Consider the following 25040-nt stretch of genomic DNA (forward strand, 5'->3'; position numbering starts at 1 on the left):
CTTGCCAGCACGGCAGCAAGGGAAAATATAATGTAAGCCGTGCCTTACTTGTTTTTACCCTTGTCCTATACCCGCTTTGATCAGCTCTTCTTTAGAAATTCCCTGGTTTTCACAGCAGGATAAAAGTGAGCCATTCACAGCAATAGCAGGTACTTTTTTAATCCCATATTCTTCCAGCTTGCTAAGACAGGTCTTGTCTTCACACTGCTTCACCAAATCATAAATGGTGATATCGCATTGCTCACAAGCCAGGTCTTTCACCACTTGAACTACCGGGTCGCAAACAGGGCAGTTTGCTGTAAATATTTCTACTTGTCTTTTCATCTTTTCCACTTTTTAAAATGTTCATTTTATATTTTAGAGATTCTCTCCGGATAAGAACAATTCAAAGGTAAGTTCGGGGGTGGGGTGGTAGCCAAGGATAAATAGCTAGAAAATTTGATTTATTTTTTTGTGAGGATAAAGGTTAATATAGGAAGCAGGAAAATGGACAAAAACGGAGAAAGGCCGATATTTGTGAAGGGTAGTAAGGGCATTGACTCATCATATTGCCACAAGCCCAAGATCAGCGCAATTTTTTCAGCCGCGATAGATACCAAGGCACTAAAGGCTAAGGTTGTAGCGACTTTCGCTGCAGTAAAGCAATGTATCCAGCCTGTATTTTTGAAAATAGCGGCTACTAAAAAAATATACCATAAAAATTAGCAGCGCCTCCCCCAATGCACAGAGCAGAAAATATATCTGCCTCATCCATTCAGTGTAATTCGCATACAGGGAAAAACCACAGGTTCTCTCAGAGAAAACTCAAGATGAAGCCTGTAGTAGCCATGAATAAGTAAACTGACTTATTCGTTCTCCTTGCCATTACCTGAGCCTATACGTTGTTTTAATTCAGCAATCTCCTTCATCATAGTGGTGAGATTGTCTAGGTGCAGATTGGGAAACTGTTGTCGGATAAATTCTATGCGGTCTTCGTAACCACAATGCCGGGACAGGCTTCAACGGTTTCCGAAATTTTAATGGCAAGAGCTTTCCGGTAGGCTTCATCCAGTAATAAATAATGAGCCTTATCAAGTCCTTTTTGCGCAGCTTTGAACTGTAGCAGAATTTTTTCCGGATCCTTTCCTTCATCCAGCATTTTTATCAAACCTTCTACCTGCCCTTTGATGCTTTGCAATCGTGTTTTTATATCCTTTGTCAGGTCTTTGGGTATCATAATACTTAGCGTTTTGTTAAAGGTAAGTTTGGGGCAGCGGTGGTAAACAAGGAATTGCGTGGTTATTCTAATTTCAATTAAACCATTGATCCGATATCCGATCCCATGGACGGATAGGAATAGATCATATTCCTGATGTCTGCAACTTTTAGTTTTACCCGAATGGCCATCGCAAAAATGTTGATCATTTCCTCCGCATGAGGACCGATGATGTGCGCTCCTAAAATGTAGCCTTCTTTATCAGAAATGACCTTATAAGCATAGGTTGACTCATTGATCCGTTTGGCATCGTACCAGCTTGATGCGGAGCCGTCTTTCACCTGATATTCTAAACCTGACTTCTTTGCCTGTGCTTCCGTCATGCCAACCGCGGCAAGTGTGGGCAAGGTAAAGACTGAACTGGGCATTTCCGTGTAGTCAGGCTTTTTGGAGTTACCCCGTATAATATTGGTTGCCACTGCATGGCCTTCCATAACTGCAACAGGTGTGAGATTGAGACCTTTGCTATCAGCCGCATCACCTGCTGCATATACCCGTTCATTGGTTAAACTTTGTAGGTATTCATTTACGTCAATCCCTTTCTTGCCGTAGGAAATGTTTGCCTTTTCCAGGTTCATGCCATCCAACTCCGGTACTCTACCTGCTGCATTCACCACCAAATTCGTTTGAATAGTTTTTTCACCCCCTTTTGATGCTGCCTTTACGGTATAGCCATTATCCTTTTTTTCAACTGCAACCACATCCCACTCAAGGTGAAGTTCAATCCCCAATTCCTCAGTAGCTTTGATCAAGTGCTTCACGATATCAGACTCAAAGCTTTCTAAAGGCATTTTGCCTCTGTGGAATATGGTCACTTTACTTCCGGCCCTGACAGCCAGGTGGGCAAACTCCATCGCTATATATCCGCCTCCAATAAAGGTGATGTGCTCAGGGAGTTTTCCCAGATTTAGAAAATCTGTGCTGTCAATTGGTAAATTGCCCCCTGGAATATCAAGAATAACAGGTCGGGCACCTGTAGCTATCACTATTTTATCAGCTTCCAGTAGGTCGTCTCCGATGCGCACCGTGTTTTCAGATTCAAAGCTGGCTGTTCCATGATACATTTCTACACCTGACTTTTCATAGCCTTTCTCCACATTTTTAGGCATTTTGGAAACGAACTCATTTTTGTAAGCCATCAAATCCTGCCAATTGATGGAGATATCTCCTTGAATACCGATTCCCTTCATTTTATTGGCCCGGTCTATAATTTCAGCAGCTCCGACTAATATTTTCTTAGGATCACAACCGCGTAGTGCGCACGTTCCCCCATACGGTCTGGAATCTGTAACGGCAGTCTTTAGTCCTTTTTTAGCACATTTATTGGCAATGGTCATTCCTCCCATGCCTGATCCGATTACAATTACATCGTATTTTTTCATCAGCAGCAATTGTTTTTACCACCTTCCTGAATGGGAGGACAGGCATTTGTTCCATAGCTGCAATACACGCAGCAATCACCTTGTTTTGGCTTTAATACTTCTTGGCAGTTTTCACATTCGTAAAAGTATTGGCATGCATCCGTAGACATGGTTTCTTCTTTTTGATGTCCACAGTTTGGACAGGTAATGGTGGATTGTAATACGATCTCTTTTTCCATTATTAATCTATTTTAGGTTTTAGTACTTCTGCTTTATAGGTTGTTTTTTCTTCAATTGCTGCAATAAGCTGTTCAGGTTGGGTTTGTTTGGGGTCATAATCCACTACAGCTATATCTCCGGGATATTGCACTGAGTTGTCAACCACCCCTTTTGTTTCTTTCAAAACCTTGTAGAGATGACTGGCACAACCGGCACAGGTGAGCCCGGTGACTTTGAGCTTAACTGTCTCACTTTTCTGAATAGTTTTGACGGTTTTTGAGGATCAGCAGATTGTGCCATTCCATGTCCTGCAAGCAAGAAGATGAATGCTAGGCTGAAAATTATGGGTTTCATTTTTCTATTGATTTAAGGTTTCTTCTTTTATAATTTTCTTGCCAGTGACTTTATAGCCAGTGGCTTCCTCCACCGCAGTTGCCAATTGCTCAACAGATACTTTTGATTGATCAAACTTTACCAATGCAATACCGTTTTCGTAGGAAGAAGAAGCTTCGAGAACGCCTTCGCTATTATTAAGTGCTGCATTCACGCTATGCTCACAACCGGTGCAGGTCATGCCTTTGATACTAAGCTCAGCATTCAGAATATCATTGTCACTTACCTTGATAACCTTATCTGCATTGCTGTTATTTGAGAAAAAGATGCCGGAGTAAGTCGGAAAAGCAAGCATCAATACCGCAAAGACGGTAAGGATTCCCAGAAACTTCTTAGACTGCCAAAAGGAAGGACGCTCATCGTCCCCGCCTGCCGGACGGGCAGGTTCACAGGCACAATCGATTTCCTCCTGTGTCCTGGGTTTTAATTTCTGATACCAGGCAAACCCCAATACCAAAACTGTAAGGCCTATTAAATAAGGTCTGAAAGGTCCCATCCATGAAATGGACGAAGCAATGCCTCCAATCCCTGCCAAAGTGGCAAAAACGGGGGTGATGCAACAAAGGGATGAAGTAAAGGCTACTAACAAACCGGCTCCTATACTTTTGGAAGATGAGTTTGATTTATTTGAATTACTCATATTACTTGTTCTTTTTTACTGCCATTAAATAAACTTGCTAACACAGGTCTGATTACCTGTATATTCTCTTCTACCAAAGAATAAAACACTGTTTGTCCCACCTTCTCACTGGTTACAAGACCTCCTTCTCTCAATTTCTTCAGATGTTGGGAAATGGCAGGCACGGTCATTTCCAAAATGTCACTGAGGTCGCAGGGACAAAGTTTGGTTTCTTTGCTAAGTAGGTAGAGAATTTTTAAGCGGACTTCATTGCCCGACAGGCTCAATGCCTTAGCTACGGTAGCTATTGATGGTGTTACTTTGTTAATTTCTTCTTTGCACTGTTGGATCTGCTCAACATCTGCAAAAACCCGGATACACGATTTACTCATACTATACTTCTTTAATATTTAAGCAACTACTTAAATAACGAAGATAAGAAAATAAAGGTTTAAGCAAATGCTTAAATAAATTGAATTTCGAAAAAAATGAATTTAATGCACCTTCATATGCCCATTCAATGCTTTTACAGAATGAAAGCCCTTTCCGCATTCTCTACACAGGAAGTCTTGATTACTTTGCTCGCTTATGCTATTTTTTACAGGCTTAAAAACAGGTCTTTTCTTTGTAAAACGTTGGTTTTCCGCCACTTTTTCAACAAATAGCTCAGCATAGCTGTAGCCCGTAAACGCCAGTACTCCGGACAAAAATACTTTGGTGAAAGCAGCGATTAATTCTGGTTCGAGTAATGTAAAAGGATTGTAGTATAGCAGGTTGATAATAAAAACGAAAACCGCATATAGAGCAGGCTTTCGTTTGATCACATGGATGGTAAATACCAGAATGGTCAGGTCAAAGCTAATGGCATAGAAGAGCGCATAAAAATTCTTCCAGACTTTATTGCCTTCAAATGGCGACACATTGTAAAATAACTGGTGAGAGTGCATGATCATAGGGATGGTACCTGCGATCACTACGATGAAGATGAACTTTCTGGAGTAGAGAAAGGCCTCCAATCGCTCAAATACATCTGTTTTTCTGTTTTCTTCCATTATTTTCAAGGTTTCTCACACCACATCAACAGTTGGTCCAGTCATGCCATTTTTCGCTAAACTCTTGCACCTCTTTTGAATCTTGCCAGCTCATTGCCATAGGATTTGTTCTCATAAATGATCGCGGTTTCCCACTGGCCTTTGAAAGTTTCCATCAGCATCTTTTCCAGTCTGCGGATGCCTAGAGCCTGGTTGGGTTTTGCCCGTTTATGGGTTTTGTCCAGGGAATAAAAAGTACGAACATTGCCATCGTAGAACCAGACAATGCATTTCGTCAGTGCCTCCCGCTGCATTTTTTCACTGAGCATAGGCTGGTTGTTTACGTTTTAAGTTTTTCAGATGTAAACAGCGTTGTAAACACTGCTGATAGGCTTGATTCAGGGATTCATCCCGGTATCCGGCCAGCCTTTTCTGCTGAATCCGGAAGAGCTGTAAACGGGTCTTTTCCCGGAAGCGACCCTTATTCTGTTCATGCTGTTGCCATTCACTCTTTACCTGTTGAAGCAGCAACTGGTTCCTTATTTCAATTTTGAGGGTTTCCTGCTTCACATACCATTGCCAGGTCTTTTTGAAGCGGTTCCGCTCGTTGTTGGGATGGAAGTAGATATGGGGTTTAGGAATCCAGTGGCCCGGACTTCTGGTTAGCCACCTGGCCACCATATTGACCCGGTTGAAAGCTGTATCCTGGTACTTGAGCCAGTCTTTTTCAGTTGCATTCGATTGAAGCTTGCCGTAAACCGACTCCCAAATCAGGTTAAGGATTTCCCTTACTTCAGGCTCGGAAAGAATCAAGTCGGGATACAGCACTTTTCGGGCATAATCCCAGAACTGCCGGATGAGTGAAAGTAAGAAAATGCGCTCCGCCCCGGCCTGTTGTTCCTGTTTTTCGGCTTTACAATGCCTTTCAGGAGCTTTTACTTGCCTTTATGAGGCAGGGTTAGCATTTTCCTCCGTGTTCTTGTCTTGTTCATGTTGTGTTCCTGTGGCCTCCGATTTATCGAGGCCATTCCTGTGACCGTAGGGAACTCCGCTTTTTTGAGTTCCTGACTTATCCACTTTGCTATTATTATTTAATTGTTCTTGTTGTTCATGAACTAAAGGGTGAAAATTTTTCGCTTTTTCATAAGAAAGAGAGGCTACATCCCCGATTTTCACCACATTGTCCCCACAGTTAGTTGATAACTTTGCCATGCCTAGTATAACCGGATTTAGCCAGATTTCTACACCTCCTTTGCCTCTATGTTCCTCTTTGGTAATGAAACCCGATTGTTTCAGGCGTTCTTTATGATTGATATCATTTTGCTCTTCCATTCGCTGACATTTTAAAAGTTTGGAAATAACTTTTAAACAATCTATTAATAGAATCATTATTTCTTTTTTATCAGAAGCAGTCATTGGTCTTTTTAGGTATGACTGGGGAAAAGTAAATGACTAAATTAAAATTACATTCTTATTAAATTCCAGGACACTCCCACTCAATGGTTGTAATGAAAAAAAAATTGTTGTTGGAAATAATTAAATCTTAGCACAAAATTTTTATTTTTTTTGCAAATTTCAGCTAATAAAAAGAAAGAAAACATAATTAGAAATGAACGGTAGTGGTAAAAAAACAGATCAATTCGCCCCTGGATTCGCCCCTGATTAAAAAAATTAAACCCTAACTTATAGATAACCAATAAATTAGGGTTTTATCCAGTAGAGAGTGGGGGATTCGAACCCCCGGTACGCTGTTACGCGTACGACAGTTTAGCAAACTGCTGGTTTAAGCCACTCACCCAACTCTCTGGTTAACGTGGAATCAAACACTAAAACTAGCGCTCCCGGCTAACAGTGATGCAAATATAAACCATTAATCCCCAATTTAACAAAACGAATTCTCTAAAAATCTGCATTTTTTTGGGCCCTATTCCCTAATTCATTTTGAGCCAGCAGCCTACCTCCCTCCTCCCTGCTTGCCCGGATAGACCGATCAGATAAACCAGATTTTGAAATCATTTGATTATCCCTTTCTTTGCACTTTCTTTTAACAGCATTGAGATGAAAATTATTGCCATTGGCCGAAATTATGCAGCACACATACAAGAGCTGGAAAATGACAGACCCGATGAACCGGTAGTCTTTATGAAGCCGGACACTGCCCTGCTCAAAAATAACGAGCCCTTCTATCATCCGGAATTCTCTGAAAATATCCATCATGAGGTGGAACTGGTGCTCAAAATCAACAGGGAAGGCAAATACATTCAGCGGCAGTTTGCCCACAAATATTTTGATCAGATAGGCATAGGCATCGATTTTACTGCGCGAGACCTGCAGCAAAAATGCAAAAGCAAAGGCCTGCCCTGGGAAATTGCCAAGGCCTTTAACGGCTCCGCCCCAATTGGGGAATTCAAACCTGTATCTGATTTTAAATCGCTCGAAGACATTAATTTTCACCTGGATATCAACGGTGAACGCAGGCAAACCGGCAATACCTCGCTGCTGCTTTTTCCCTTTGACGTGATCATTGCCTATGTTTCACAGTTTTTTACCCTGAAAACCGGTGACCTGATTTTTACCGGCACACCAGCAGGAGTCGGCAAGATAAATATTGGAGACCGGCTGGAGGCTTATCTGGAAAATGAAAAATTGCTGGACTTTGAAGTTAAATAAGCCTGTTTCCATTGTTCTTCTTTTACTGATTGCCCTCACACTGCTTTCCCAGACAGCAGAAAACTATTACCTTTTTCCCATCAAACCGGGAAAGCAGAACTTTCTGGCCGGGAATATGGGTGAAATCAGGCCCAACCACTTTCATACCGGGCTGGATATCAAAACGGAAGGAAGGCAGGGACTTCCGGTTTATGCGGCTGCAGACGGATACCTGTCCCGCGTCAAAATTTCCTCTTTTGGCTATGGCAATGTCATCTACCTTAAGCATCCCAATGGCAGCTCCACCGTCTATGCTCACCTACGTGATTTTGAAGAACCTATTGCCAGCTACGTGAAATCAAAAATTTATGAAGCGCAGCAAAACGAACTGGAATATTTCCCCGAGCCTGGAGAGCTGACCGTTAAAAAAGGAGATGTGATCGCCCTCTCAGGCAACACCGGCAGCTCTGGTGGCCCCCATCTGCACTTTGAAATCAGAGATTCGCTCAACCGGGCCATCGATCCCCTGCATGCCGGCTTCGCTGAAATTAAGGATACCACTTCTCCAATTGTACGGCGGGTAGCCATCAGCCCCCTGGACCAGCACAGCAGGGTCAATGGCATGTTTCGCCGACAGGAATTTTACCTGGTCTATAATAACGGTGCGTTCAGGGTACCCCCTACCATCAATATTTCCGGAAAGGTCGGAATAGAAGTACTGGCCTACGACCAACTGGACGAAATGTATAACCAGAACGGATTTCCGGTTTATGAAATCTACGAGGAAGGACAACGGATATTCCGCTCTGAGGTAAACGAAGTAGATTTTACCCTGGGACGATTTATTTTGGTACATACCTATCGAAACCGCTACACCCGATTGTACAAAAAACCCAACAATAAATTTGACTTTTATGAGCCCGACTCGGCTTTCAGTGGCGCCATCAGTGCCGATCCCGGGGTCAGCAAAGAGATCACCGTAAAACTCAAAGACGCCTATCACAATGAAACGGATCTGGTACTTGATTTTTACGGGGAGGAAGCTCCTGTCCTGCTGAGAAATTTCAATTATACTTCCGGAAATCAAACCCTGGATTACCAGGAAAATCACCTGATCATCAATGCACCGAAAGCAAAAAATGGCAGTCTGGCCAAATTTTATGTAAATGGCTATGTCATGGAGATACCCTTTGCCTATGAGGGCACCAATAAAAGGACCTACCTCTGGGACATGCAGCTCGGCCTGCCAGACTCTGTAGACCTTTGCAACGAAACGGTGATCCCCGAAGTAAATGCAATTATCCCGGCCAACCAACAAACCACATACACAGATCGCAATGTCACGATATCATTCGAGAAGGAGACCTTGCTGGATGACCTGCACCTCAGGCTCAGTCCCGTTCAGGATCTGATCCACCAGGGCATCGCGATCAATGACCCTTACGAGTACCTGTGGAACAGCATGGAGCTGAGCTATCACGCATCCGATTTCCGGGGAGATAAGTCCAGGACACACATGTACCTGCTCTATGACAATGGCTACAAAAATTTCCAGGGAGGCAGTTGGGAAGGCAACAGCATTACCTTCTCCACCCGGAATTTCGGAAAGTTTGTCCTGGCCACCGATTCCGTGCCACCCACCATCCGACCCATACGGATCAACCAGAATCAGATGCGCTTTGTGATCCGGGACGGCTTGTCAGGCATCAGCGATTTTAATGCATGGGTAGATGGGGAATGGGTCCAGATGCGGTATGAGCACAAACAGGCTGTGATCTGGTCTGACCCTCCCTCTGGAAAAGCACTTAAGGGAGAGCTCATTCTAAAAGTCAGGGATCGGGCAAATAACGAGTCCATTTATAGGGGAAAAATTTAATTTATTCCGATATTTAGGGCCTTAAATCAATTTACCATTCCAAAAAACAAAAACCATGTCATTAGAAACAGGCCAGACTGCACCGGATTTTGAATCAATTGACCAGGATGGAAACCCCATCAGGCTTTCTGATTTCAAAGGCAAAAAGGTGGTATTGTATTTTTACCCCAAAGACAACACGCCCGGATGTACTGCTCAGGCTTGTAACCTGAGAGATAACTACGAAGCTTTGCAAAAAGCGGGTTATGTAGTGTTGGGCATCAGTTCGGATTCCGGCAAATCCCATAAAAAATTTATTGAAAAGCACGATTTACCTTTCCCATTGATCGCCGACGAGGACAAAAGTGTACATGAAAAGTACGGTACCTGGGTTGAAAAAAACATGTATGGCAGAAAATACATGGGTACTGCCCGGACCACCTTTATCATCGATGAGCAAGGTAAAATTGAGGATATTATCTCCAAGGTAAAAACCAAAGAACACACCAATCAAATCATCAAATAATTCCAAATCGATGGAAAAACATTCAACAGAAAAATTACAAGCAATTTGCTCTCAGGTAAGAAGGGATATACTGAGGATGGTGCACTCTTGCCAGTCAGGTCATCCGGGAGCCTCCCTGGGCTGTACAGAATTTTTTGTAGCCCTCTATTTTGACCAGTTAAAGCACAACAAAGATTTCAATATGGATGGAACAGGGGAAGACCTGTTTTTTCTTTCCAATGGGCACATATCTCCGGTTTGGTACAGTGTGCTGGCCCGAAGCGGATATTTCGGTACCGGTGAATTGGCTACTTTTAGAAAAATCAATAGCCGGCTTCAGGGGCATCCGGCCACTGAAGAAGGTCTTCCCGGCATCAGAGTAGCATCCGGGTCACTGGGCCAGGGCCTCTCCGTAGCGATAGGAGCTGCATTGAGCAAAAAAATGAACGGTGACAATCGTACCGTGTATGCGCTGATGGGGGATGGAGAGCAGCAGGAAGGACAGATTTGGGAGGCCGCCATGTGTGCTCCCCACCACAAAGTGGACAATTTAATTGCATCTATCGACGTCAATGGTCAGCAGATCGATGGCCCGACCCATGAAATCATGAACCTGCTGGATCTGAAAGCCAAATGGGAAGCTTTTGGCTGGGAAGTCATCGTCACCGAAAATGGCAACGACATCAGCCAGGTAATTCAATCCCTGGAGAAAGCGAAAAGCCTGCTGGGCAAGGGAAAACCGGTGCTTAACCTGCTCCATACCGATATGGGTTACGGGGTAGATTTTATGGTTGGAACACACAAGTGGCACGGTGTAGCGCCTAACGACGAGCAATTGGAAAAGGCACTGGCTCAACTTGAAGAAACCCTTGGAGATTATTAAGGACGACTTGTCCCGATCATAAAATGAATGGAATAATGGAAAAAACACTCGATACCAAATATACCTACACAGAAAAAAAAGATACCCGTTCCGGATTTGGCGATGGGTTTCTGGAGCTCGGTAGAAAAAATGAAAATGTGGTCGGCCTGTGCGCAGACCTTATCGGCTCCCTCAAAATGGGGGCTTTTCAAAAGGAATTCCCAGATCGATTTTTTCAGGTAGGTATTTCGGAAGCAAACATGATGGGCCTGGCTGCAGGGATGACCATAGGCGGTAAAATTCCTTTTACCGGTACCTTTGCCAATTTCTCTACCGGCAGGGTTTATGACCAGATCCGGCAATCGATCGCATATTCTGAGAAAAACGTAAAAATCTGTGCTTCCCATGCCGGACTTACTCTTGGAGAGGATGGTGCTACCCACCAGATACTGGAAGATATGGGCATGATGAAAATGCTGCCCAACATGACGGTAATCAATCCCTGCGATTACAACCAGACCAAGGCAGCTACCCTGGCGATAGCAGACTACGAGGGACCGGTGTACCTGCGCTTTGGCCGGCCCAGTTGGCCCATCTTCACTCCTGCCGACCAGAAATTTGAAATAGGAAAAGCCTGGAAAATGATTGAAGGAAAGGATGTCAGCCTTTTTGCGACGGGGCACCTGGTGTGGGAAGCCGTGGTAGCGGAAGCCATGTTGCGGGAAGAAGGCATCTCTGTGGAGTTGATCAACATCCACACCATCAAGCCTTTGGATACAGAGGCAGTTCTTGCATCTGTGGCCAAAACCGGCTGCGCTGTTACTGCGGAAGAACACCAGCTCAATGGTGGACTGGGTGACAGCATCGCCCAGACCCTTATCCGTAACAATCCCGCACCGCAGGAATTCGTCGGCGTAGATGACTCTTTTGGTGAATCAGGCAAGCCGGTAGATCTGCTGGAAAAATATGGACTGAACGCAGCTAATATTGTAAAAGCGGTGAAAAAAGCCATTTCCAGAAAATAGATATTGTCAACTTTTGTTTCGAGCGGAAAAGGAGTAGTTCCTTTTCCGCTTTTTTTATGGAATAGCAAATTAGGTTATGCTAATCCAAAGCATTATTTTTAGATAAACTCCATCGGCTCATCCATGAAAATTATCCACCACTCAGTTCGTAAAGCATGCTGCGCATGTTGCCTGTTTTTCTTTTTGTATACCGGATCGAATGCGCAGACCCTCACCTTTGAGCAACAATCCGACGGCTGGCTGCTGCTGGACGAAGGCGAGCCAAGGTACTTTTACCAAACCGCCACCAAATCCCTCGACGGGAAATACCCCAGGGCAAACTACATTCACCCGCTCTACGATGTCGACGGAGAGGTCATCACCGAAGACTTTCCGGAAGATCATCCCCACCACCGGGGAGTTTTCTGGACCTGGCACCAGCTATGGGTAAAAGACCAGCGGGCAGCAGACCCCTGGATTTGCGAAAACATCACCTGGGAGGTCAAAAACGTAAAAACCGGCATCCACCCCAATGGCGCTGCCCGCCTGGAGGCCAGAATAATCTGGAAAGGTACCGGAGCCATCAAAAAAAATATACTCGAAGAAACGCTGATAGTAACTTACCAAAGGATTTCTTCGCGGGCATATAAACTGGCTTTTGACATTAGCTTAAGGCCACTGTTACAAGAAGTCAGACTGGGAGGATCTGAAGATCCGAAAGGCTACGGCGGTTTTTCTCCCCGAATCAAACTGAGTAGCAATCCTGGATTTTTTGATGAAAACGGACCCCTGGTACCGGCCGAACTGGCCATCAATGCAGGACCCTGGGTTAATGTAACCATGGAAAAGGCAACTGATCCCGGAGTAGTGATCATGGGCGAACCAGATCAGCTTCCCTCCTACCAGGGTTGGATCCTGAGATCCGAAAACAGCATGCAAAATATGGCCTTCCCTGGGAGGGAACCGATATTGCTAAGCCGAAAGAATCCTCTTTTGCGGTTTAGAAATCAACTTTTGATTCATCAAGGCATGGAAAAACAGGAAATCTCCAATCAATACCGGATTTTCAGGAATCAAAATTGATTTGAACGGGATTTTTGCATATCATCTGTCCGCGGAGGACGAAAAAATCAACTCCATCAGCTATTTTTCCGTCTGTCCGGGAGCAGCCTATAAAACCTGATTCGGAACAGATCGAAAAAAGGCAACGATCAATGACCGTTGCCTTTAAGTTGGTTATTTGTTTCAAAAATTGGTTTTAAAACTATTTGACGGGTTCTTCTTTCACTTCTTTACCCATGTTATCATACTTCTTCTCTACTTCTCCTTCAGGAGTTTCGCCTTCAAATTTTACCAGGTAAAATACAGCAGCATCTTCCATGACCTGATGGGCCTCTTTTATTTTAAGGTTTTTTACTGCCTCATCATTTTGGATGGCCTCTTTTACCTTTTCCGGAAGACTTTCCGGATCGATTTTGGTGGTTTCCTGAACCATCACCTGATCTACAGATTTTACTGTCTCGGCATTGATCCCGGCAAAGGCCAAAAGGCTCATTGCTGCAAGGGACAACATTAACTTTTTCATAACGTTTTCATTTTATGGTGTTAAATAATAGTTGGTTGAAAACAATACTATTTAAATATTATTTTCAATTATACTTACCCAAATGCTATGCCAAATAATTTTTAAGTATTTTTCTTATAAAAAACAGGGGTTTAACAGCATTTAAAACCGATTTTTTGAAAATCAGCCCAAATGGAAAAAAAATCAGTCATTTTATAGTATACCGATTAGTGTGGATTAAGCACCCCAAAGTGTAAATGAATACAGTCATCAAATCCGATATTTCGCAAAAATCATCTTTGGATTAAAGTGCAGTCCGGAACATGAACAGTAAATATTGCTGACAAAAGGTGAAATTTACCAATGACCGGACATAGCGATTTACAAAGACCGTAAAGCTACCCATAAAGCTAAAAACCAAATTCCCTGCAATTTTCTCTGGGAATTCCCTTTGCGGAATGATCATCTCGATTACTGTTTGGAGCCATTTGCCGAAAACCACAGCACTATATACTTCATTGGGAGATTTAATGGGGCTGGCTTCCGGTCTTTCATGGGAATGTCCTATATTTGCGCTCCAATAATTTAGCTCTATAATGGATATCCAGAAAGCCTTAACGAATACCTTAGCCAGCGCGTTTCACGACCTTTTTGATCAGAAAGTGGATCCGGATAGCCTCCTTCTGCAAGCTACACGAAAGGAGTTTGAGGGGACCTATACCTTTGTCATGTTTCCCTTTTTAAAGCTAACCAAAAGCTCTCCCGAAGCCAGTGGTGAAAAAATTGGCAATTATCTTTTGAAACACCTGAGCGAAGTGAGCGCTTTTAACGTAGTCAAAGGTTTTTTAAATATTTCCCTATCTCCTGCCTACTGGATCCGGTTGTTTGAGGAATTGTATCTGAAAAAAGAAATCGGCAGCTTCCCTCAGAAAGAAAGTAGGGTGATGGTCGAATACAGTTCTCCCAATACCAACAAACCGCTGCACCTGGGACACCTTAGAAACAATTTTCTGGGATTTTCGATCGCCAGGATTCTAAAAGCTTACGGCTATGAGGTAATTAAAGCCAATCTGGTAAATGACCGTGGCATACATATCTGCAAGTCCATGGTCGCCTACAGTAAATTGGGCAATGGCGAGACCCCCGAAACAGCCGGTATAAAAGGAGACCATCTGGTAGGAAAATACTATGTGCTGTTTGATAAGGAATACAAGAGACAAGTCCGGGAATTGATGGATGCAGGCATGCAGGAAGAGGGTGCCAAAAAAGCCGCCCCCTGGATGGAGGAAGCCCAGCAGATGCTGGTCGATTGGGAAGCGGGCGATCCCGAAACGGTTGGACTGTGGAAAAAACTAAACGGCTGGGTTTACCAGGGTTTTGAGGCAACCTACCGACAAATGGGGGTGGATTTTGACCAGTATTACTATGAATCAGACACCTATCTGTTGGGAAAGGATATTGTTTCGGAGGGCCTGGAAAAAGGTGTTTTTTTTAAAAAGGAAAACGGTTCTGTATGGGCAGATCTCAGTGAAGAAGGTTTAGACGAAAAGTTGATTTTACGGGCAGATGGCACTTCTGTGTACATGACCCAGGACATGGGCACAGCGGATCTTAAGTACAGGGATCATCAGATTGATAAATCAGTATATGTTGTGGGAAACGAGCAGGATTATCATTTTGAGGTATTGTTTAAGATCATGAGGAAGCTGGGTCGCCCCTATGCAAACGGACTATATCACCTGTCCTATGGGATGGTGGATCTGCCTTCGGGTAAAATGAAATCTCGGGAAGGGACAGTGGTAGATGCAGATGACCTGATGGCTGAAATGATAAATACCGCCCGGGAGCACACGCAGGAATTGGGTAAAATCGAAGGCTTTAGCCTCGAGGAGGCCGAAGCCCTGTACGAGATACTGGGTCTGGGAGCTCTTAAGTATTTCCTTTTAAAGGTAGATCCTAAAAAGCGGATGCTATTCAACCCCCAGGAGTCTATAGAATTTCAGGGCAACACCGGTCCGTTTATTCAATACACCCATGCCAGGATAGCTGCCATCCTGAGAAAGGCAGCTCAAATCGAACTGGATTATTCAGCAGCCCGATGCCGGAACTACCTTTCATTGGAAACTGTCGAACAAAGTCTGATTTTTCAGTTGAATGACTACAGCAATAAAATTGCTGCAGCGGCCGAAGAATTATCTCCTGCCCTAATCGCCCAATATTTATTTGATTTGGCAAAGGAGTATAATCGGTTTTATGCAGAATTGCCTATATTTAGCGAAACCCAGGCTGAGGAACAGGCATTCAGGGTAGCATTATCTGCCCAGGTAGCCAAAACAATTAAGTCTGGCATGGGTTTACTTGGTATAGATGTTCCCCAAAAAATGTAGCTATGAAAACAACATTCGCTTTTCTCTGTTTAGCCTTACTGGCACTGGTATCGGCCCAATCCAACCTGCAGTCGGTATCCCGGGAATACCCGGATGCGGAAATCATTTCAAAAATAGACCTTATGGATGTAAGAAAAGATTTTTACGAATTCACGATGAATGACATCGACGGTAATCCGGTAGATTTTTCTTCTTTCAAAGGAAAAAAGCTGCTCATAGTTAATGTAGCTTCCAAATGCGGATATACGCCCCAATATGCAGCATTGCAGGAGTTGTATGAGACTTACAAGGATCAGATCACCATTCTGGCATTTCCGGCCAACAATTTCGGCGGTCAGGAGCCCGGTAGCAATGAAGATATTAAAAGCTTCTGTACTGAAAATTATGGTGTCACGTTTCCCATCTTTGAGAAGATATCTGTAAAAGGTGTAGACAAGCATCCTTTGTACCGCTGGCTTTCGGATAAAAGCATGAACGGGTGGAACAATACAGAGCCATCCTGGAATTTCTGCAAATACTTTGTCAGTGAAAAAGGAGAGCTTATCAAATTTTTTCCTTCTTCCGTAAAACCCATGGACGAGGAGATCATCGCATTGATCAAATCCTGATAACAAATCCTACAGAATTAAACGAGCAAATTTCCTGAAACAAAGGAAAAATCTAACTATTGAATTTCCAGCGAACATCTGTTTCTGACCCTTGACTACTTTTAGCAAAAGACAGGCATGGATTCATGCCATGAGATTGAGAACGCTTCCTCTGGCCCTTTCGAGTATCCTGATGGGAAGTGTAATTGCATTTCAGACCTCCGGTTTTCGGTGGTCGGTTTTTTTACTTGCGGCGCTCACCACCACCCTGCTTCAGGTGTTGTCAAATCTGGCCAACGACTATGGAGACAGCGTTAATGGTGCAGACCACTCCGGCAGGCTTGGGCCGGTTCGGGCAGTGCAATCCGGAGTGATTACCCTTTCCGAAATGAAATCGGCCATGCTGATTTTTGCAATACTATCCCTGTTTAGCGGCATCGGCCTGTTGTTTGTGTCCCTGGAAGATCCCCTTAAATTTCTATTGTTCATGGGAATGGGTATTTTGGCGATTTTAGCTGCCATTACGTACACCTCTGGCAGCAAGCCTTATGGATATGCGGGACTCGGAGACCTGGCTGTTTTTTTGTTTTTTGGCTGGCTGGGTGTCATGGGAACTTTCTACCTGCATACCCAGGCTTTTGATGCCATGTTGTGGCTGCCTGCTTCTGCAGTAGGATTGCTGAGTACAGCCGTGCTGAACATCAATAATGTGCGGGACATCCAATCAGACCAGGCTGCCGGAAAGCGCTCCATTCCGGTAAGAATTGGAAAAAGGGCGGCCACCTGGTATCACTGGTTCCTATTGATCGCCGCATTGCTCCTTATTTTGGTTTTTGTTGTTATGGAGCAGGCCTGGGGTGGACTATTCTTTCTGCTGGCTACACCAATGATACTCAGGACCGGCTGGGCCATGGAAAAATTTAATTCTCCCGAAAAGCTGGACCCCTATTTGAAAGTTATGGCCGGGTCGACCTTTCTCTGCGTTTTGTTTTTTGGATTGGGCTGGTTGATTTTTTAAACAATTTGACCATTTTTTACCAATCCTGTTGATATTTTTGTAATTTCCCTACATTATCAACTTAAACGGTTCGAAGCAAAGATGAAAAGCATTTTAGTACCTTATGATTTTTCGGAAGAAGCAGAAAATGCCTTCCAGTTTGCGCAGCAACTCGCCTCCAAAGCCTCGTGCAAATTAAAATTGGTTCATGTGATAGAAATTCCCACTGCCCAGCATTTTAATACCATGGGGGAAATCAACATGGAAGATAATTTTATCGACAAAATCTACATGGTGGACCTGGTAGAGAAACGGAAAGATCAATTTAAAAAGTTGGAAGAAGCGCATGCCGTGAAGCCATACCAGTTTAGCACCAACCTGCTGTTTGGCAACCCCTATGCTGGTATTTCCAGTGAGATCACAGCGGTCAAGGCAGATCTGGTCATCATGGGCTCAAAAGGATCCAGTGGACTGGAGGAGCTATTGATCGGTTCAAATACCGAGAAAGTGGTCCGTCACTCCAAATGCCCCGTCATCACCGTAAAAAGTCCACTGAATGCAGACGATCTCAATACAATTGTATTTGCAAGTGATTTCAGTGAGGATAGCAAAAAGGTGATGAAACAGCTCAAGGATTTTCAGGAGCTGCTCGAAGCCCAGATCAGATTGGTCAAGATCAATACACCAAATTCTTTTGAAAAATCAAAAATCTCCTTTGAACGGATCAATGATTTTGTAAAGGCAAACAAGCTGGAAAATGTGCAGATTGATATCTACAATGCCGATTCAGAGGAAGAAGGAATCATCGAGTTTGCAGATGAAGTCGATGCTGACCTGATCGCGATGGCCACCCACGGCAGGACCGGATTTCTGCATCTCCTTAGCGGCAGCATTGCGGAGGATGTCGTCAACAGCGCCAAAAGGCCGGTTTGGACCATGAAGTTTAAAAAGTAGATCATTTTTATGGGTAGAAAAAAAGACAATAGCTGGAAGCACAGAGATGGGGTCGTTTACTCCACTTCAGACAATTTTGATTTTGACGATCAGCAACCGGAACCTGAGGAAACCCTCCCTCCTGCACAACAACATTTGAGAGTAATGCTGGATAAAAAATCCAGAGGAGGCAAACAAGTCACCTTGGTTACCGGCTTCACCGGCAGTGAAGCGGACCTCAAATCATTGGGGAAAGCACTGAAAGCCAGATGCGGTGTAGGCGGCAATACCAAAGAAGGAGAGATTATCATTCAGGGTGATCAACGGGAAAAGGTTTTGGAACATTTACTTCAGCAAGGATACAAAGCAAAAAAATCCGGGGGCTAAGCTTTCGGATTTTTTTATTTTTTAAAGGCGCATCTCTGTTAATTTTTAACCCCGGATAGCAGAGGTTCACCGACCACTTTTACATGTTAAACGAATTTTTTCACGCCGGACATAAAATCACTGTACTTTTATACCATCAAATTTTTACAACCGGCAAATCCGGTACGCCTGGGAAGTGCGTAACTACTTCCAAAAATTAACAGCAAAAAAAATGGGACAGTTCAGATTACTTACTTTTAATGCAGGAATCACCAATAGGGTCACTTCAGATTTCTATCTGGACGCTGAGGAATCCAAGACATTGCTTGTACAGCTCAATAGACTTGCTGCCATCGATGAGGCGCTGGTTCTGTCTTTGCCGGAAAGAACCGAAATTCTCTATTATGGGCCCGAAGCATTAGACGAAGCCATTTATAGTGCTATCGTCGGCGTCAAAGGTATGGAGAGTGTACCGGAGCCCAATTTTTTCCAGCACACCTGCAATGAAGAAAGGGCACTCGCCCATCTCACGGAATTGTGTTTTGGCACACAGGCCTCTACCTACGGGTCCGTACCCCTCTTTTCTCATTTTATCGCTGCATTTTCAATTGCCTCGCAGGCAGGCATGACCGGCGAGCTTCTGGACAAGTGGTGGGGACACCTGATCAGCACCAACAAAACGATAAAGAATGAAGTGAGCTTTCAATTTCCGAATTTCTCCATTTCCTACACGGTGGCAGACATGGTGACTGAATTGATCAAAAAGGTGAAGACACCAAAGATCGCAATCATCGGTTTCAATGCGCTGGGTAAGCGCGTTTACCAAAACCTTACTGAAAAAGGGTTTTCGAATATAACGATAGTAGAAAAAAGTATCCGTCCCTTTACCAGTCTGGATGAAAGGGAATTGAAAAATTTCATTTTTGAGCCCTACGAGCAGATCTTCAATGTGATACAGGAAAACGACATTCTGATCAGTACCCTCGAGGATGTGGAGACAGCCATCCCATCCGGCGAGGACTCTCCGGAATTCAAAGCTCCCCGCGTGCTGATTGACTTGTCCCTGAAAGGCTCCTTTCTGAATTGGCTCGGCGACCATGAACTGGTCATCACCTTTGAACTTGCGGATATCTACCAGATCATCGAAAACAAGATGGAGATCAACAAGAAGTGGCTTAAAAAAGTAAAACCACTGATTGCCAGAAGAAACGCCGTTTTTTTTGATTGGATGGATAAAAAAAAAGGACTGGATATTTTAAATCAGGCCAACGAGCTTCTGGTCAGAAACCCATGTGGTGAACAATTTTACACCAAAGTGGTCAGCGGCAAGCAGCTAAAAGTGAACCGCCATATGGATACCAGCCTGGTAAATAAATCGCTTTTAAAAATGTCGATAGAAAAAATGAGTAGTCAGTCTCCCTACAAGGACATCGTTAACTACGAAAGAATTGTCAATGAGTTTTACGTATACAATTAATTTTTATTCCGGATTTTTTTATCAGTTTTCAGCAGGGTATTGAAACGTTTTTTGGTTAAGTTGGTTTATTGTTTCAGAGGCTCCTTCCGGGAGCCTCTTTTTTGTGCTTGATAACCGCATTTATTTTGTATAATAGCGATAGCTCCTTAAATTTGTCAACTCATGATGACCAGAAAACTCAAAAATCTCAACCCTTTAATTTTTCCCCTTGCTGTGCTAAGGCATCATGTCCATCAGGTATCCGCTAAAAAGTAGCTTGCCATCCTTAAGCCCTTTTTCAATCAAAAATAAATACGATTTCATATAAGTCATATTGCTCCCCAATTACATGGAAAATATCATCAGAATTGCTGTTCAGAAAAGTGGAAGATTAAGCGAAGAATCTTTGAAGCTAATCAAAGAGTGCGGAATAAAATTTTATAATGGAACAGGCAAATTAAAGTCTTCATCCACCAACTTTCCCATAGAGTTTTTATTTTTAAGGGATGATGATATTCCAGGTTATGTAGCTGACGGTGTAGCTGATTTGGGAATTGTAGGCGAAAATGAAGTTGCTGAAAAAAATAAATCCATAGACGTATTAAAGAAACTGGGTTTCTCCAAGTGCAGGCTATCCCTGGCCATCCCCAAAGGTGAAAGCTATTCAGGAATAGGCTATTTTGAAGGCAAAAGCATCGCTACTTCCTATCCAAATATCCTCTCCGATTACCTTAAATCCAAACAGGTTCAAGCTGAAATTCATGAAATAAGCGGATCGGTAGAGATTGCACCCAGTATCGGACTGGCAGAGGGAATCTGCGATATTGTGAGCTCAGGCTCTACCCTGATGATGAATGGCCTTAAAGAAGTGGAGGAGATATTTCAGTCAGAAGCCGTGCTCATATGCCACAAGGACATTTCCGGAGATAAGCAGCAGACAGTAGAGAAATTACTCTTCAGGATGGATGCTGTCCAAAAAGGTAAGAAGAACAAATACGTTCTCTTGAATGCCCCCAACGAAGCCCTGGATCGGATCATTTCCCTGATCCCCGGAATGCGCAGCCCTACCATCCTGCCCCTGGCAGAAAAGGGATGGTCGTCTGTACATTCCGTAATCAGTGAAGACCAATTCTGGGAAAACATAGAGGAGCTGAGGGCGGCGGGAGCGCAGGGCATATTGGTGGTCCCCATAGAAAAAATGGTACTCTAAGCCACCGGGAATGAGATATGAGACATTTCCTATTAATCATCCCGGAGCAGGAATTTAAATTAGTCGTAAGATAAAATAGACAGGATTAAAATCATCATTAAATATGCATGGCAATGATTGTTTTAATCGCCAAAGATTCTCGCGATAAAATCGGGACAAGGCATCTGACCGCTGAGAAAACATAACAAACACATGAAAATTCTGGTAAATCCTGATGTCAACACCTGGTCTAAAGAACTGGCCCGGCCGGTTCGGAAAATGAAGGACATCACCAAGATCGTGAAACCGATCATGAAAAAAGTAAAGCGTCAGGGTGATAAGGCGCTGAGAAAATTTGCACTGGAATACGATCACGTAGAAATTGACGAGATTTTGGTGGACCAGGAAGCCATAGATTCAGCCGGCCAGAAAGTAGATCCCGAGCTGAAAGAAGCCATCCAGACCGCAAAAAATAATATAGAAAAATTTCATAAGCTCCAGGACGCACCTCCCCTGACATCCGAGATCATGGGCGGAGTCATCTGTATGAGAAAAAGCGTACCGATCCAGAAAGTCGGACTCTACATACCGGGAGGCACAGCTCCATTGTTTTCTACGGTTTTGATGTTGGGCATCCCGGCAAAATTGGCCGGCTGCAAGGAAATCGTTTTGTGCACACCTCCGGATACCAGTGGAGAAATTCATCCTGCCATTTTATTTACCGCCAAGATCATTGGTATCGATAAGATTGTTAAGGCAGGAGGGGCACAAGCCATCGCTGCCATGACATATGGCACCGCATCCGTTCCCCGTGTAGATAAAATATTTGGGCCAGGTAATCAGTACGTTACGGCGGCCAAACAATTGGCTACCAACAAAGGAGTAGCCATAGACATGCCAGCAGGTCCTTCAGAAGTGCTTGTCTACGCGGACGAGACGGCCATACCTGACTTTGTAGCTGCGGACCTGCTTTCTCAGGCAGAGCATGGGGTAGACAGCCAGGTAGTACTCGTAGGTCCTTCCGAAAAATTTGTCAGGAAGGTCATCAAGTGCATGGACAGCCAATTGGAAGCGCTGCCCAGGCAAAAAATTGCCAGAAAAGCGCTGGAAAATAGTGTTGCTGTGGTTATGGATGATCCCGAAAAATCCATACATCTTATCAATAGCTATGCACCCGAACACCTGATTGTAGCGGTAAAGGACGAAGACGAGGCCCTCTCAGCGATCGTCAATGCCGGATCTGTTTTTATTGGAAACTACACACCGGAATCGGCCGGCGATTATGCTTCCGGCACCAACCACACTTTACCTACAAACGGCTATGCCAGAGCCTACTCGGGCGTATCGCTGGATAGTTTTGTAAAAAAGATCACCTATCAGAAAATCACCGCTGCAGGTATAAAAGCATTGGGACCAACCATAGCAATCATGGCAGAAAACGAAAATTTGCATGCCCATAAAAATGCAGTCAGCATTCGTTTAAATCATCTTTCCAAAAACAAATGATATGGCTTTTGAACTGACAAAGCTGTTGCGTCCGCATATTCATGCGCTCAAGCCCTATTCATCTGCACGGGATGAATATACGGGGAAGGAGGGTATATTTCTGGATGCCAATGAAAACCCGCTGGGTTCTGTCAGCAGCAAACCCTTCAATAGATATCCAGACCCCAACCAGACAGCCCTCAAGGCGAGATTATCAGAAATAAAGAAGGTAGCTGCTGATCAGATTTTTTTGGGAAATGGTAGCGACGAAGCCATTGACTTACTTTTTAGGGCCTTTTGCAGGCCAGGAATAGACAATGTAATCATTTTACCTCCTACATACGGCATGTATGAGGTAAGTGCTGGAATCAATGATACCCGGGTAGTAAAAATCCCTTTGAGCGCTGATTTCCAGATACAGGAAAAAAAGGTACTGCATGCCATAGATGATAACACCAAAATCATCTTTATCTGCTCTCCCAATAATCCCAGTGGAAATAAACTCAACAGAGAATCCATCTATAAATTGCTGAAATCCTTCAATGGCTTGCTGGTGATTGACGAAGCATATATTGACTTCAGTGATGAACCCAGCTTCTCAAGGGAGCTGGACCAATACCCAAATCTTCTGGTATTACAAACCTTGTCCAAAGCTTGGGGTCTGGCCGGCCTGAGGTTGGGAATGGCTTTTGCATCCAGAGAAATTATTGCAATACTCAATAAGATCAAACCTCCCTACAATATCAGCGGCCTTACCCAGCAAACTGTACTGAAGGCACTGGACAATCTGCACAGGCTGGAAGAGATGGTCTCGGAGATAAAATCGCAGAAAACCGCACTGGAGGAAGGATTGCGCAAAAACCCCAAAGTAGAGCGCATTTTTCCTTCTGCGGCCAATTTCCTGCTGGTCAGAGTGCCCGATGCCCACAAGGTCTATCAACAACTGATAGACAAAAAAATAATCGTCCGTGACCGGTCCAGAGTACAACAATGTGAAGATTGTCTGAGAATAACGGTCGGCAGCAGCGAAGAAAACAATCGGCTCCTGCTGGCTCTAAATGAAGTGCTGGAAACCCAGGCGATCGCTGAAACTAACCAACGAAAGTAATGATGAAACGAAAGGTTTTGTTTATCGACAGAGATGGTACCATCATCAAGGAGCCACCCACAGATTTTCAGGTAGATAGTCTGGAGAAACTTGAGTTTATTCCCCGGGCGATCACCAACCTGAGCAGGTTGGCAGAGGACAATCAATTTGAGCTGGTGATGGTGACCAATCAGGATGGTCTCGGCACTTCCTCTTTTCCCGAGGAAAACTTCTGGCCTGCCCAATACAAAATGCTCAAAACACTGGAGCAGGAAGGAGTAGTATTTAAAGCCATCCATATCGACAACTCGTTTGAACATGAAAATGCACCTACACGTAAGCCTGGAACCGGCATGCTCGAAGCCTACCTCAGCGGGGAGTATGACCTGGAGCATTCATTCGTGATCGGTGATCGCAAAACGGACATTCAACTGGCAGAAAACCTGGGTACTGGTGCCATATATTTTGGTTCGGAAGAAATGGAGGGGGCAAGACTGTCTACCGAATCCTGGGATGAAATTTATCATTTTTTAAAACTGCCTCCGAGAAAAGCCAGTCTTAACAGGACAACCTCGGAAACACAGATCTCTATTCAGCTCAACCTGGATGGTACGGGAAAAAGTAAGATCCAAACCGGCATTCATTTTTTTGATCACATGCTGGACCAACTCGCCAGGCACGGCGGCACTGATCTGGAGATTCAGGTGAGCGGCGATTTACACATCGACGAACACCATACCATAGAGGATACCGGGCTGGCATTGGGAGAAGCTTACCTCAAGGCCCTGGGAGATAAAAAAGGGATTTACCGCTACGGATTTTTGTTGCCCATGGACGATTGTCTGGCTCAGGTAGCAGTAGATTTTGGCGGCAGACCATGGTTGGTATGGGAAGCGGATTTCAAACGGGAGAAGATAGGAGAAATGCCTACGGAAATGTTTTACCATTTTTTCAAGTCCTTCAGTGATACTGCAAAATGTAACCTGAATATCAAGGCCTCCGGAGAAAACGAACACCATAAAATTGAAGCGATTTTCAAAGGCCTGGCCAGGGCAATCAAAATGGCCGTGAAAAAAGACCCCTATCAACTGGACCAATTGCCCAGTACCAAGGGAAAGCTATAAAGAAAAGGGCTATCCTGCCGTGAAGGATAGCCCTGATTAAAAAATACTTTTTTACCTTATCGCCTGCGGTATTCATTTTTCTGGTAAGCCTTCAAATATCCCGACGAAAGAG

The 25040-nt window shown here is 44.0% G+C and carries 29 protein-coding genes and 1 tRNA gene; 17 read left to right on the forward strand and 13 right to left on the reverse strand.

Features of this window, described 5'->3' with window-relative positions; all coding sequences use genetic code 11:
* Nucleotides 1-54: 54 nt before the first annotated feature.
* Nucleotides 55-324, reverse strand: a complete 270-nt coding sequence (locus BUB19_RS08505) for a thioredoxin family protein (protein WP_073094078.1) — start codon at nucleotides 322-324, stop codon at nucleotides 55-57.
* A gap of 114 nt (nucleotides 325-438) precedes the next feature.
* On the opposite strand from BUB19_RS08505, the gene BUB19_RS24135 reads away from it, so the two are divergent.
* Nucleotides 439-705 (forward strand): hypothetical protein, encoded by a 267-nt coding sequence (locus tag BUB19_RS24135; protein WP_178371461.1) that lies wholly within the window; start codon nucleotides 439-441, stop codon nucleotides 703-705.
* Between the two features lie 256 nt (nucleotides 706-961).
* On the opposite strand, the gene BUB19_RS08515 is transcribed toward BUB19_RS24135, so the two are convergent.
* The 11 genes from BUB19_RS08515 to BUB19_RS08565 all read right to left on the reverse strand — a co-directional run bounded on the left by BUB19_RS08515 (nucleotide 962) and on the right by BUB19_RS08565 (nucleotide 6684).
* On the reverse strand, nucleotides 962-1216 hold the full coding sequence (locus BUB19_RS08515; protein ID WP_245802810.1) for a metal-sensitive transcriptional regulator: 255 nt from the start codon (nucleotides 1214-1216) through the stop codon (nucleotides 962-964).
* A 77-nt stretch (nucleotides 1217-1293) separates the two neighbouring features.
* Entirely contained in the window at nucleotides 1294-2637 is a 1344-nt protein-coding gene (locus BUB19_RS08520) for a dihydrolipoyl dehydrogenase family protein (RefSeq protein WP_073094080.1), read from the reverse strand.
* On the reverse strand, nucleotides 2637-2855 hold the full coding sequence (locus BUB19_RS08525; protein ID WP_073094081.1) for a GDCCVxC domain-containing (seleno)protein: 219 nt from the start codon (nucleotides 2853-2855) through the stop codon (nucleotides 2637-2639). Before BUB19_RS08525 ends, BUB19_RS08520 begins: the two co-directional genes overlap by 1 nt.
* 2 nt (nucleotides 2856-2857) lie before the next feature.
* Entirely contained in the window at nucleotides 2858-3019 is a 162-nt protein-coding gene (locus BUB19_RS24520) for a hypothetical protein (protein WP_245802811.1), read from the reverse strand.
* Between the two features lie 174 nt (nucleotides 3020-3193).
* Nucleotides 3194-3868, reverse strand: coding sequence for a mercuric transport protein MerTP (gene merTP / locus BUB19_RS08535; RefSeq protein ID WP_073094082.1), 675 nt, complete (start codon nucleotides 3866-3868; stop codon nucleotides 3194-3196).
* Entirely contained in the window at nucleotides 3865-4239 is a 375-nt protein-coding gene (locus BUB19_RS08540; RefSeq protein WP_073094083.1) for an ArsR/SmtB family transcription factor, read from the reverse strand. Before BUB19_RS08540 ends, merTP begins: the two co-directional genes overlap by 4 nt.
* A gap of 102 nt (nucleotides 4240-4341) precedes the next feature.
* A complete protein-coding gene (locus BUB19_RS08545) occupies nucleotides 4342-4899 on the reverse strand; it encodes a C2H2-type zinc finger protein (protein WP_073094084.1) in 558 nt (185 codons plus the stop codon).
* Nucleotides 4900-4955: 56 nt separating this feature from the next.
* Nucleotides 4956-5207 (reverse strand): hypothetical protein, encoded by a 252-nt coding sequence (locus BUB19_RS08550; protein ID WP_073094085.1) that lies wholly within the window; start codon nucleotides 5205-5207, stop codon nucleotides 4956-4958.
* Complete coding sequence (locus tag BUB19_RS08555) at nucleotides 5197-5706, reverse strand: hypothetical protein (protein ID WP_073094086.1); 510 nt, start codon at nucleotides 5704-5706, stop codon at nucleotides 5197-5199. Before BUB19_RS08555 ends, BUB19_RS08550 begins: the two co-directional genes overlap by 11 nt.
* Before the next feature lie 117 nt (nucleotides 5707-5823).
* Nucleotides 5824-6294, reverse strand: coding sequence for a hypothetical protein (locus BUB19_RS08560; protein WP_073094087.1), 471 nt, complete (start codon nucleotides 6292-6294; stop codon nucleotides 5824-5826).
* A 301-nt stretch (nucleotides 6295-6595) separates the two neighbouring features.
* Nucleotides 6596-6684 (reverse strand) — tRNA-Ser (locus tag BUB19_RS08565).
* A 252-nt stretch (nucleotides 6685-6936) separates the two neighbouring features.
* On the opposite strand from BUB19_RS08565, the gene BUB19_RS08570 reads away from it, so the two are divergent.
* The 6 genes from BUB19_RS08570 (at nucleotide 6937) to BUB19_RS08595 (ending at nucleotide 12836) form a co-directional block, all read left to right on the forward strand.
* Nucleotides 6937-7548 (forward strand): fumarylacetoacetate hydrolase family protein, encoded by a 612-nt coding sequence (locus BUB19_RS08570; protein ID WP_073094245.1) that lies wholly within the window; start codon nucleotides 6937-6939, stop codon nucleotides 7546-7548.
* Nucleotides 7535-9403, forward strand: a complete 1869-nt coding sequence (locus tag BUB19_RS08575; RefSeq protein ID WP_073094246.1) for a M23 family metallopeptidase — start codon at nucleotides 7535-7537, stop codon at nucleotides 9401-9403. Before BUB19_RS08570 ends, BUB19_RS08575 begins: the two co-directional genes overlap by 14 nt.
* A 55-nt stretch (nucleotides 9404-9458) precedes the next feature.
* Nucleotides 9459-9908: a thioredoxin-dependent thiol peroxidase gene (gene bcp, locus BUB19_RS08580; RefSeq protein ID WP_073094088.1), complete on the forward strand. Its 450-nt coding sequence runs from the start codon at nucleotides 9459-9461 to the stop codon at nucleotides 9906-9908.
* Nucleotides 9909-9918: 10 nt separating this feature from the next.
* On the forward strand, nucleotides 9919-10770 hold the full coding sequence (locus tag BUB19_RS08585) for a transketolase (RefSeq protein ID WP_073094089.1): 852 nt from the start codon (nucleotides 9919-9921) through the stop codon (nucleotides 10768-10770).
* Between the two features lie 35 nt (nucleotides 10771-10805).
* Nucleotides 10806-11774, forward strand: a complete 969-nt coding sequence (locus BUB19_RS08590; RefSeq protein ID WP_073094247.1) for a transketolase family protein — start codon at nucleotides 10806-10808, stop codon at nucleotides 11772-11774.
* A 123-nt stretch (nucleotides 11775-11897) separates the two neighbouring features.
* Entirely contained in the window at nucleotides 11898-12836 is a 939-nt protein-coding gene (locus BUB19_RS08595) for a DUF6807 family protein (RefSeq protein ID WP_073094090.1), read from the forward strand.
* A 181-nt stretch (nucleotides 12837-13017) separates the two neighbouring features.
* Here the strand turns inward: BUB19_RS08595 and BUB19_RS08600 are convergent, their stop codons facing one another.
* Nucleotides 13018-13338 (reverse strand): hypothetical protein, encoded by a 321-nt coding sequence (locus BUB19_RS08600; RefSeq protein WP_143155967.1) that lies wholly within the window; start codon nucleotides 13336-13338, stop codon nucleotides 13018-13020.
* 575 nt (nucleotides 13339-13913) lie between these two features.
* On the opposite strand from BUB19_RS08600, the gene argS reads away from it, so the two are divergent.
* From argS to hisB, 10 genes are all read left to right on the forward strand, one after another.
* Nucleotides 13914-15704, forward strand: coding sequence for an arginine--tRNA ligase (argS, locus tag BUB19_RS08605; RefSeq protein WP_073094092.1), 1791 nt, complete (start codon nucleotides 13914-13916; stop codon nucleotides 15702-15704).
* A gap of 2 nt (nucleotides 15705-15706) precedes the next feature.
* Nucleotides 15707-16312 carry a glutathione peroxidase gene (locus tag BUB19_RS08610; protein WP_084097116.1) on the forward strand — a complete coding sequence of 202 codons (606 nt, stop codon included), beginning with the start codon at nucleotides 15707-15709 and terminating at the stop codon, nucleotides 16310-16312.
* Between the two features lie 91 nt (nucleotides 16313-16403).
* A complete protein-coding gene (locus BUB19_RS08615; RefSeq protein WP_073094093.1) occupies nucleotides 16404-17309 on the forward strand; it encodes a 1,4-dihydroxy-2-naphthoate polyprenyltransferase in 906 nt (301 codons plus the stop codon).
* Between the two features lie 81 nt (nucleotides 17310-17390).
* Nucleotides 17391-18242 (forward strand): universal stress protein, encoded by an 852-nt coding sequence (locus BUB19_RS08620; protein WP_073094094.1) that lies wholly within the window; start codon nucleotides 17391-17393, stop codon nucleotides 18240-18242.
* 9 nt (nucleotides 18243-18251) lie between these two features.
* Nucleotides 18252-18608: a translation initiation factor gene (locus BUB19_RS08625; protein ID WP_073094095.1), complete on the forward strand. Its 357-nt coding sequence runs from the start codon at nucleotides 18252-18254 to the stop codon at nucleotides 18606-18608.
* A 211-nt stretch (nucleotides 18609-18819) separates the two neighbouring features.
* Nucleotides 18820-20064: a glutamyl-tRNA reductase gene (locus tag BUB19_RS08630; protein ID WP_073094096.1), complete on the forward strand. Its 1245-nt coding sequence runs from the start codon at nucleotides 18820-18822 to the stop codon at nucleotides 20062-20064.
* 328 nt (nucleotides 20065-20392) lie between these two features.
* The gene (gene hisG / locus BUB19_RS08635; RefSeq protein ID WP_073094097.1) at nucleotides 20393-21253 is read left to right on the forward strand and encodes an ATP phosphoribosyltransferase; all 861 of its coding nucleotides are present in this window, start codon (nucleotides 20393-20395) and stop codon (nucleotides 21251-21253) included.
* Nucleotides 21254-21445: 192 nt separating this feature from the next.
* Nucleotides 21446-22738, forward strand: a complete 1293-nt coding sequence (hisD, locus tag BUB19_RS08640) for a histidinol dehydrogenase (protein WP_073094098.1) — start codon at nucleotides 21446-21448, stop codon at nucleotides 22736-22738.
* 1 nt (nucleotide 22739) lies between these two features.
* Nucleotides 22740-23825 (forward strand): histidinol-phosphate transaminase, encoded by a 1086-nt coding sequence (gene hisC, locus BUB19_RS08645; RefSeq protein WP_073094099.1) that lies wholly within the window; start codon nucleotides 22740-22742, stop codon nucleotides 23823-23825.
* A 2-nt stretch (nucleotides 23826-23827) separates the two neighbouring features.
* On the forward strand, nucleotides 23828-24928 hold the full coding sequence (hisB, locus tag BUB19_RS08650; protein WP_073094249.1) for a bifunctional histidinol-phosphatase/imidazoleglycerol-phosphate dehydratase HisB: 1101 nt from the start codon (nucleotides 23828-23830) through the stop codon (nucleotides 24926-24928).
* Nucleotides 24929-25040 lie beyond the last annotated feature (112 nt).

Origin of the sequence: Cyclobacterium lianum (assembly GCF_900143075.1) — a bacterium.
GTDB lineage: Bacteria > Bacteroidota > Bacteroidia > Cytophagales > Cyclobacteriaceae > Cyclobacterium > Cyclobacterium lianum.

Coding starts and splice junctions, on each gene's coding strand:
- BUB19_RS08505 (WP_073094078.1), bottom strand. CDS start 324: ATGAAAAGACAAGTAGAAATATTTACAGCAAACTGCCCTGTTTGCGAC.
- BUB19_RS08515 (WP_245802810.1), bottom strand. CDS start 1,216: ATGATACCCAAAGACCTGACAAAGGATATAAAAACACGATTGCAAAGC.
- BUB19_RS08520 (WP_073094080.1), bottom strand. CDS start 2,637: ATGAAAAAATACGATGTAATTGTAATCGGATCAGGCATGGGAGGAATG.
- BUB19_RS08525 (WP_073094081.1), bottom strand. CDS start 2,855: ATGGAAAAAGAGATCGTATTACAATCCACCATTACCTGTCCAAACTGT.
- merTP (WP_073094082.1), bottom strand. CDS start 3,868: ATGAGTAATTCAAATAAATCAAACTCATCTTCCAAAAGTATAGGAGCC.
- BUB19_RS08540 (WP_073094083.1), bottom strand. CDS start 4,239: ATGAGTAAATCGTGTATCCGGGTTTTTGCAGATGTTGAGCAGATCCAA.
- BUB19_RS08545 (WP_073094084.1), bottom strand. CDS start 4,899: ATGGAAGAAAACAGAAAAACAGATGTATTTGAGCGATTGGAGGCCTTT.
- BUB19_RS08550 (WP_073094085.1), bottom strand. CDS start 5,207: ATGCTCAGTGAAAAAATGCAGCGGGAGGCACTGACGAAATGCATTGTC.
- BUB19_RS08560 (WP_073094087.1), bottom strand. CDS start 6,294: ATGACTGCTTCTGATAAAAAAGAAATAATGATTCTATTAATAGATTGT.
- BUB19_RS08570 (WP_073094245.1), top strand. CDS start 6,937: ATGAAAATTATTGCCATTGGCCGAAATTATGCAGCACACATACAAGAG.
- bcp (WP_073094088.1), top strand. CDS start 9,459: ATGTCATTAGAAACAGGCCAGACTGCACCGGATTTTGAATCAATTGAC.
- BUB19_RS08585 (WP_073094089.1), top strand. CDS start 9,919: ATGGAAAAACATTCAACAGAAAAATTACAAGCAATTTGCTCTCAGGTA.
- BUB19_RS08590 (WP_073094247.1), top strand. CDS start 10,806: ATGGAAAAAACACTCGATACCAAATATACCTACACAGAAAAAAAAGAT.
- BUB19_RS08595 (WP_073094090.1), top strand. CDS start 11,898: ATGAAAATTATCCACCACTCAGTTCGTAAAGCATGCTGCGCATGTTGC.
- BUB19_RS08600 (WP_143155967.1), bottom strand. CDS start 13,338: ATGAAAAAGTTAATGTTGTCCCTTGCAGCAATGAGCCTTTTGGCCTTT.
- argS (WP_073094092.1), top strand. CDS start 13,914: ATGGATATCCAGAAAGCCTTAACGAATACCTTAGCCAGCGCGTTTCAC.
- BUB19_RS08610 (WP_084097116.1), top strand. CDS start 15,707: ATGAAAACAACATTCGCTTTTCTCTGTTTAGCCTTACTGGCACTGGTA.
- BUB19_RS08620 (WP_073094094.1), top strand. CDS start 17,391: ATGAAAAGCATTTTAGTACCTTATGATTTTTCGGAAGAAGCAGAAAAT.
- BUB19_RS08625 (WP_073094095.1), top strand. CDS start 18,252: ATGGGTAGAAAAAAAGACAATAGCTGGAAGCACAGAGATGGGGTCGTT.
- BUB19_RS08630 (WP_073094096.1), top strand. CDS start 18,820: ATGGGACAGTTCAGATTACTTACTTTTAATGCAGGAATCACCAATAGG.
- hisG (WP_073094097.1), top strand. CDS start 20,393: ATGGAAAATATCATCAGAATTGCTGTTCAGAAAAGTGGAAGATTAAGC.
- hisD (WP_073094098.1), top strand. CDS start 21,446: ATGAAAATTCTGGTAAATCCTGATGTCAACACCTGGTCTAAAGAACTG.
- hisC (WP_073094099.1), top strand. CDS start 22,740: ATGGCTTTTGAACTGACAAAGCTGTTGCGTCCGCATATTCATGCGCTC.
- hisB (WP_073094249.1), top strand. CDS start 23,828: ATGAAACGAAAGGTTTTGTTTATCGACAGAGATGGTACCATCATCAAG.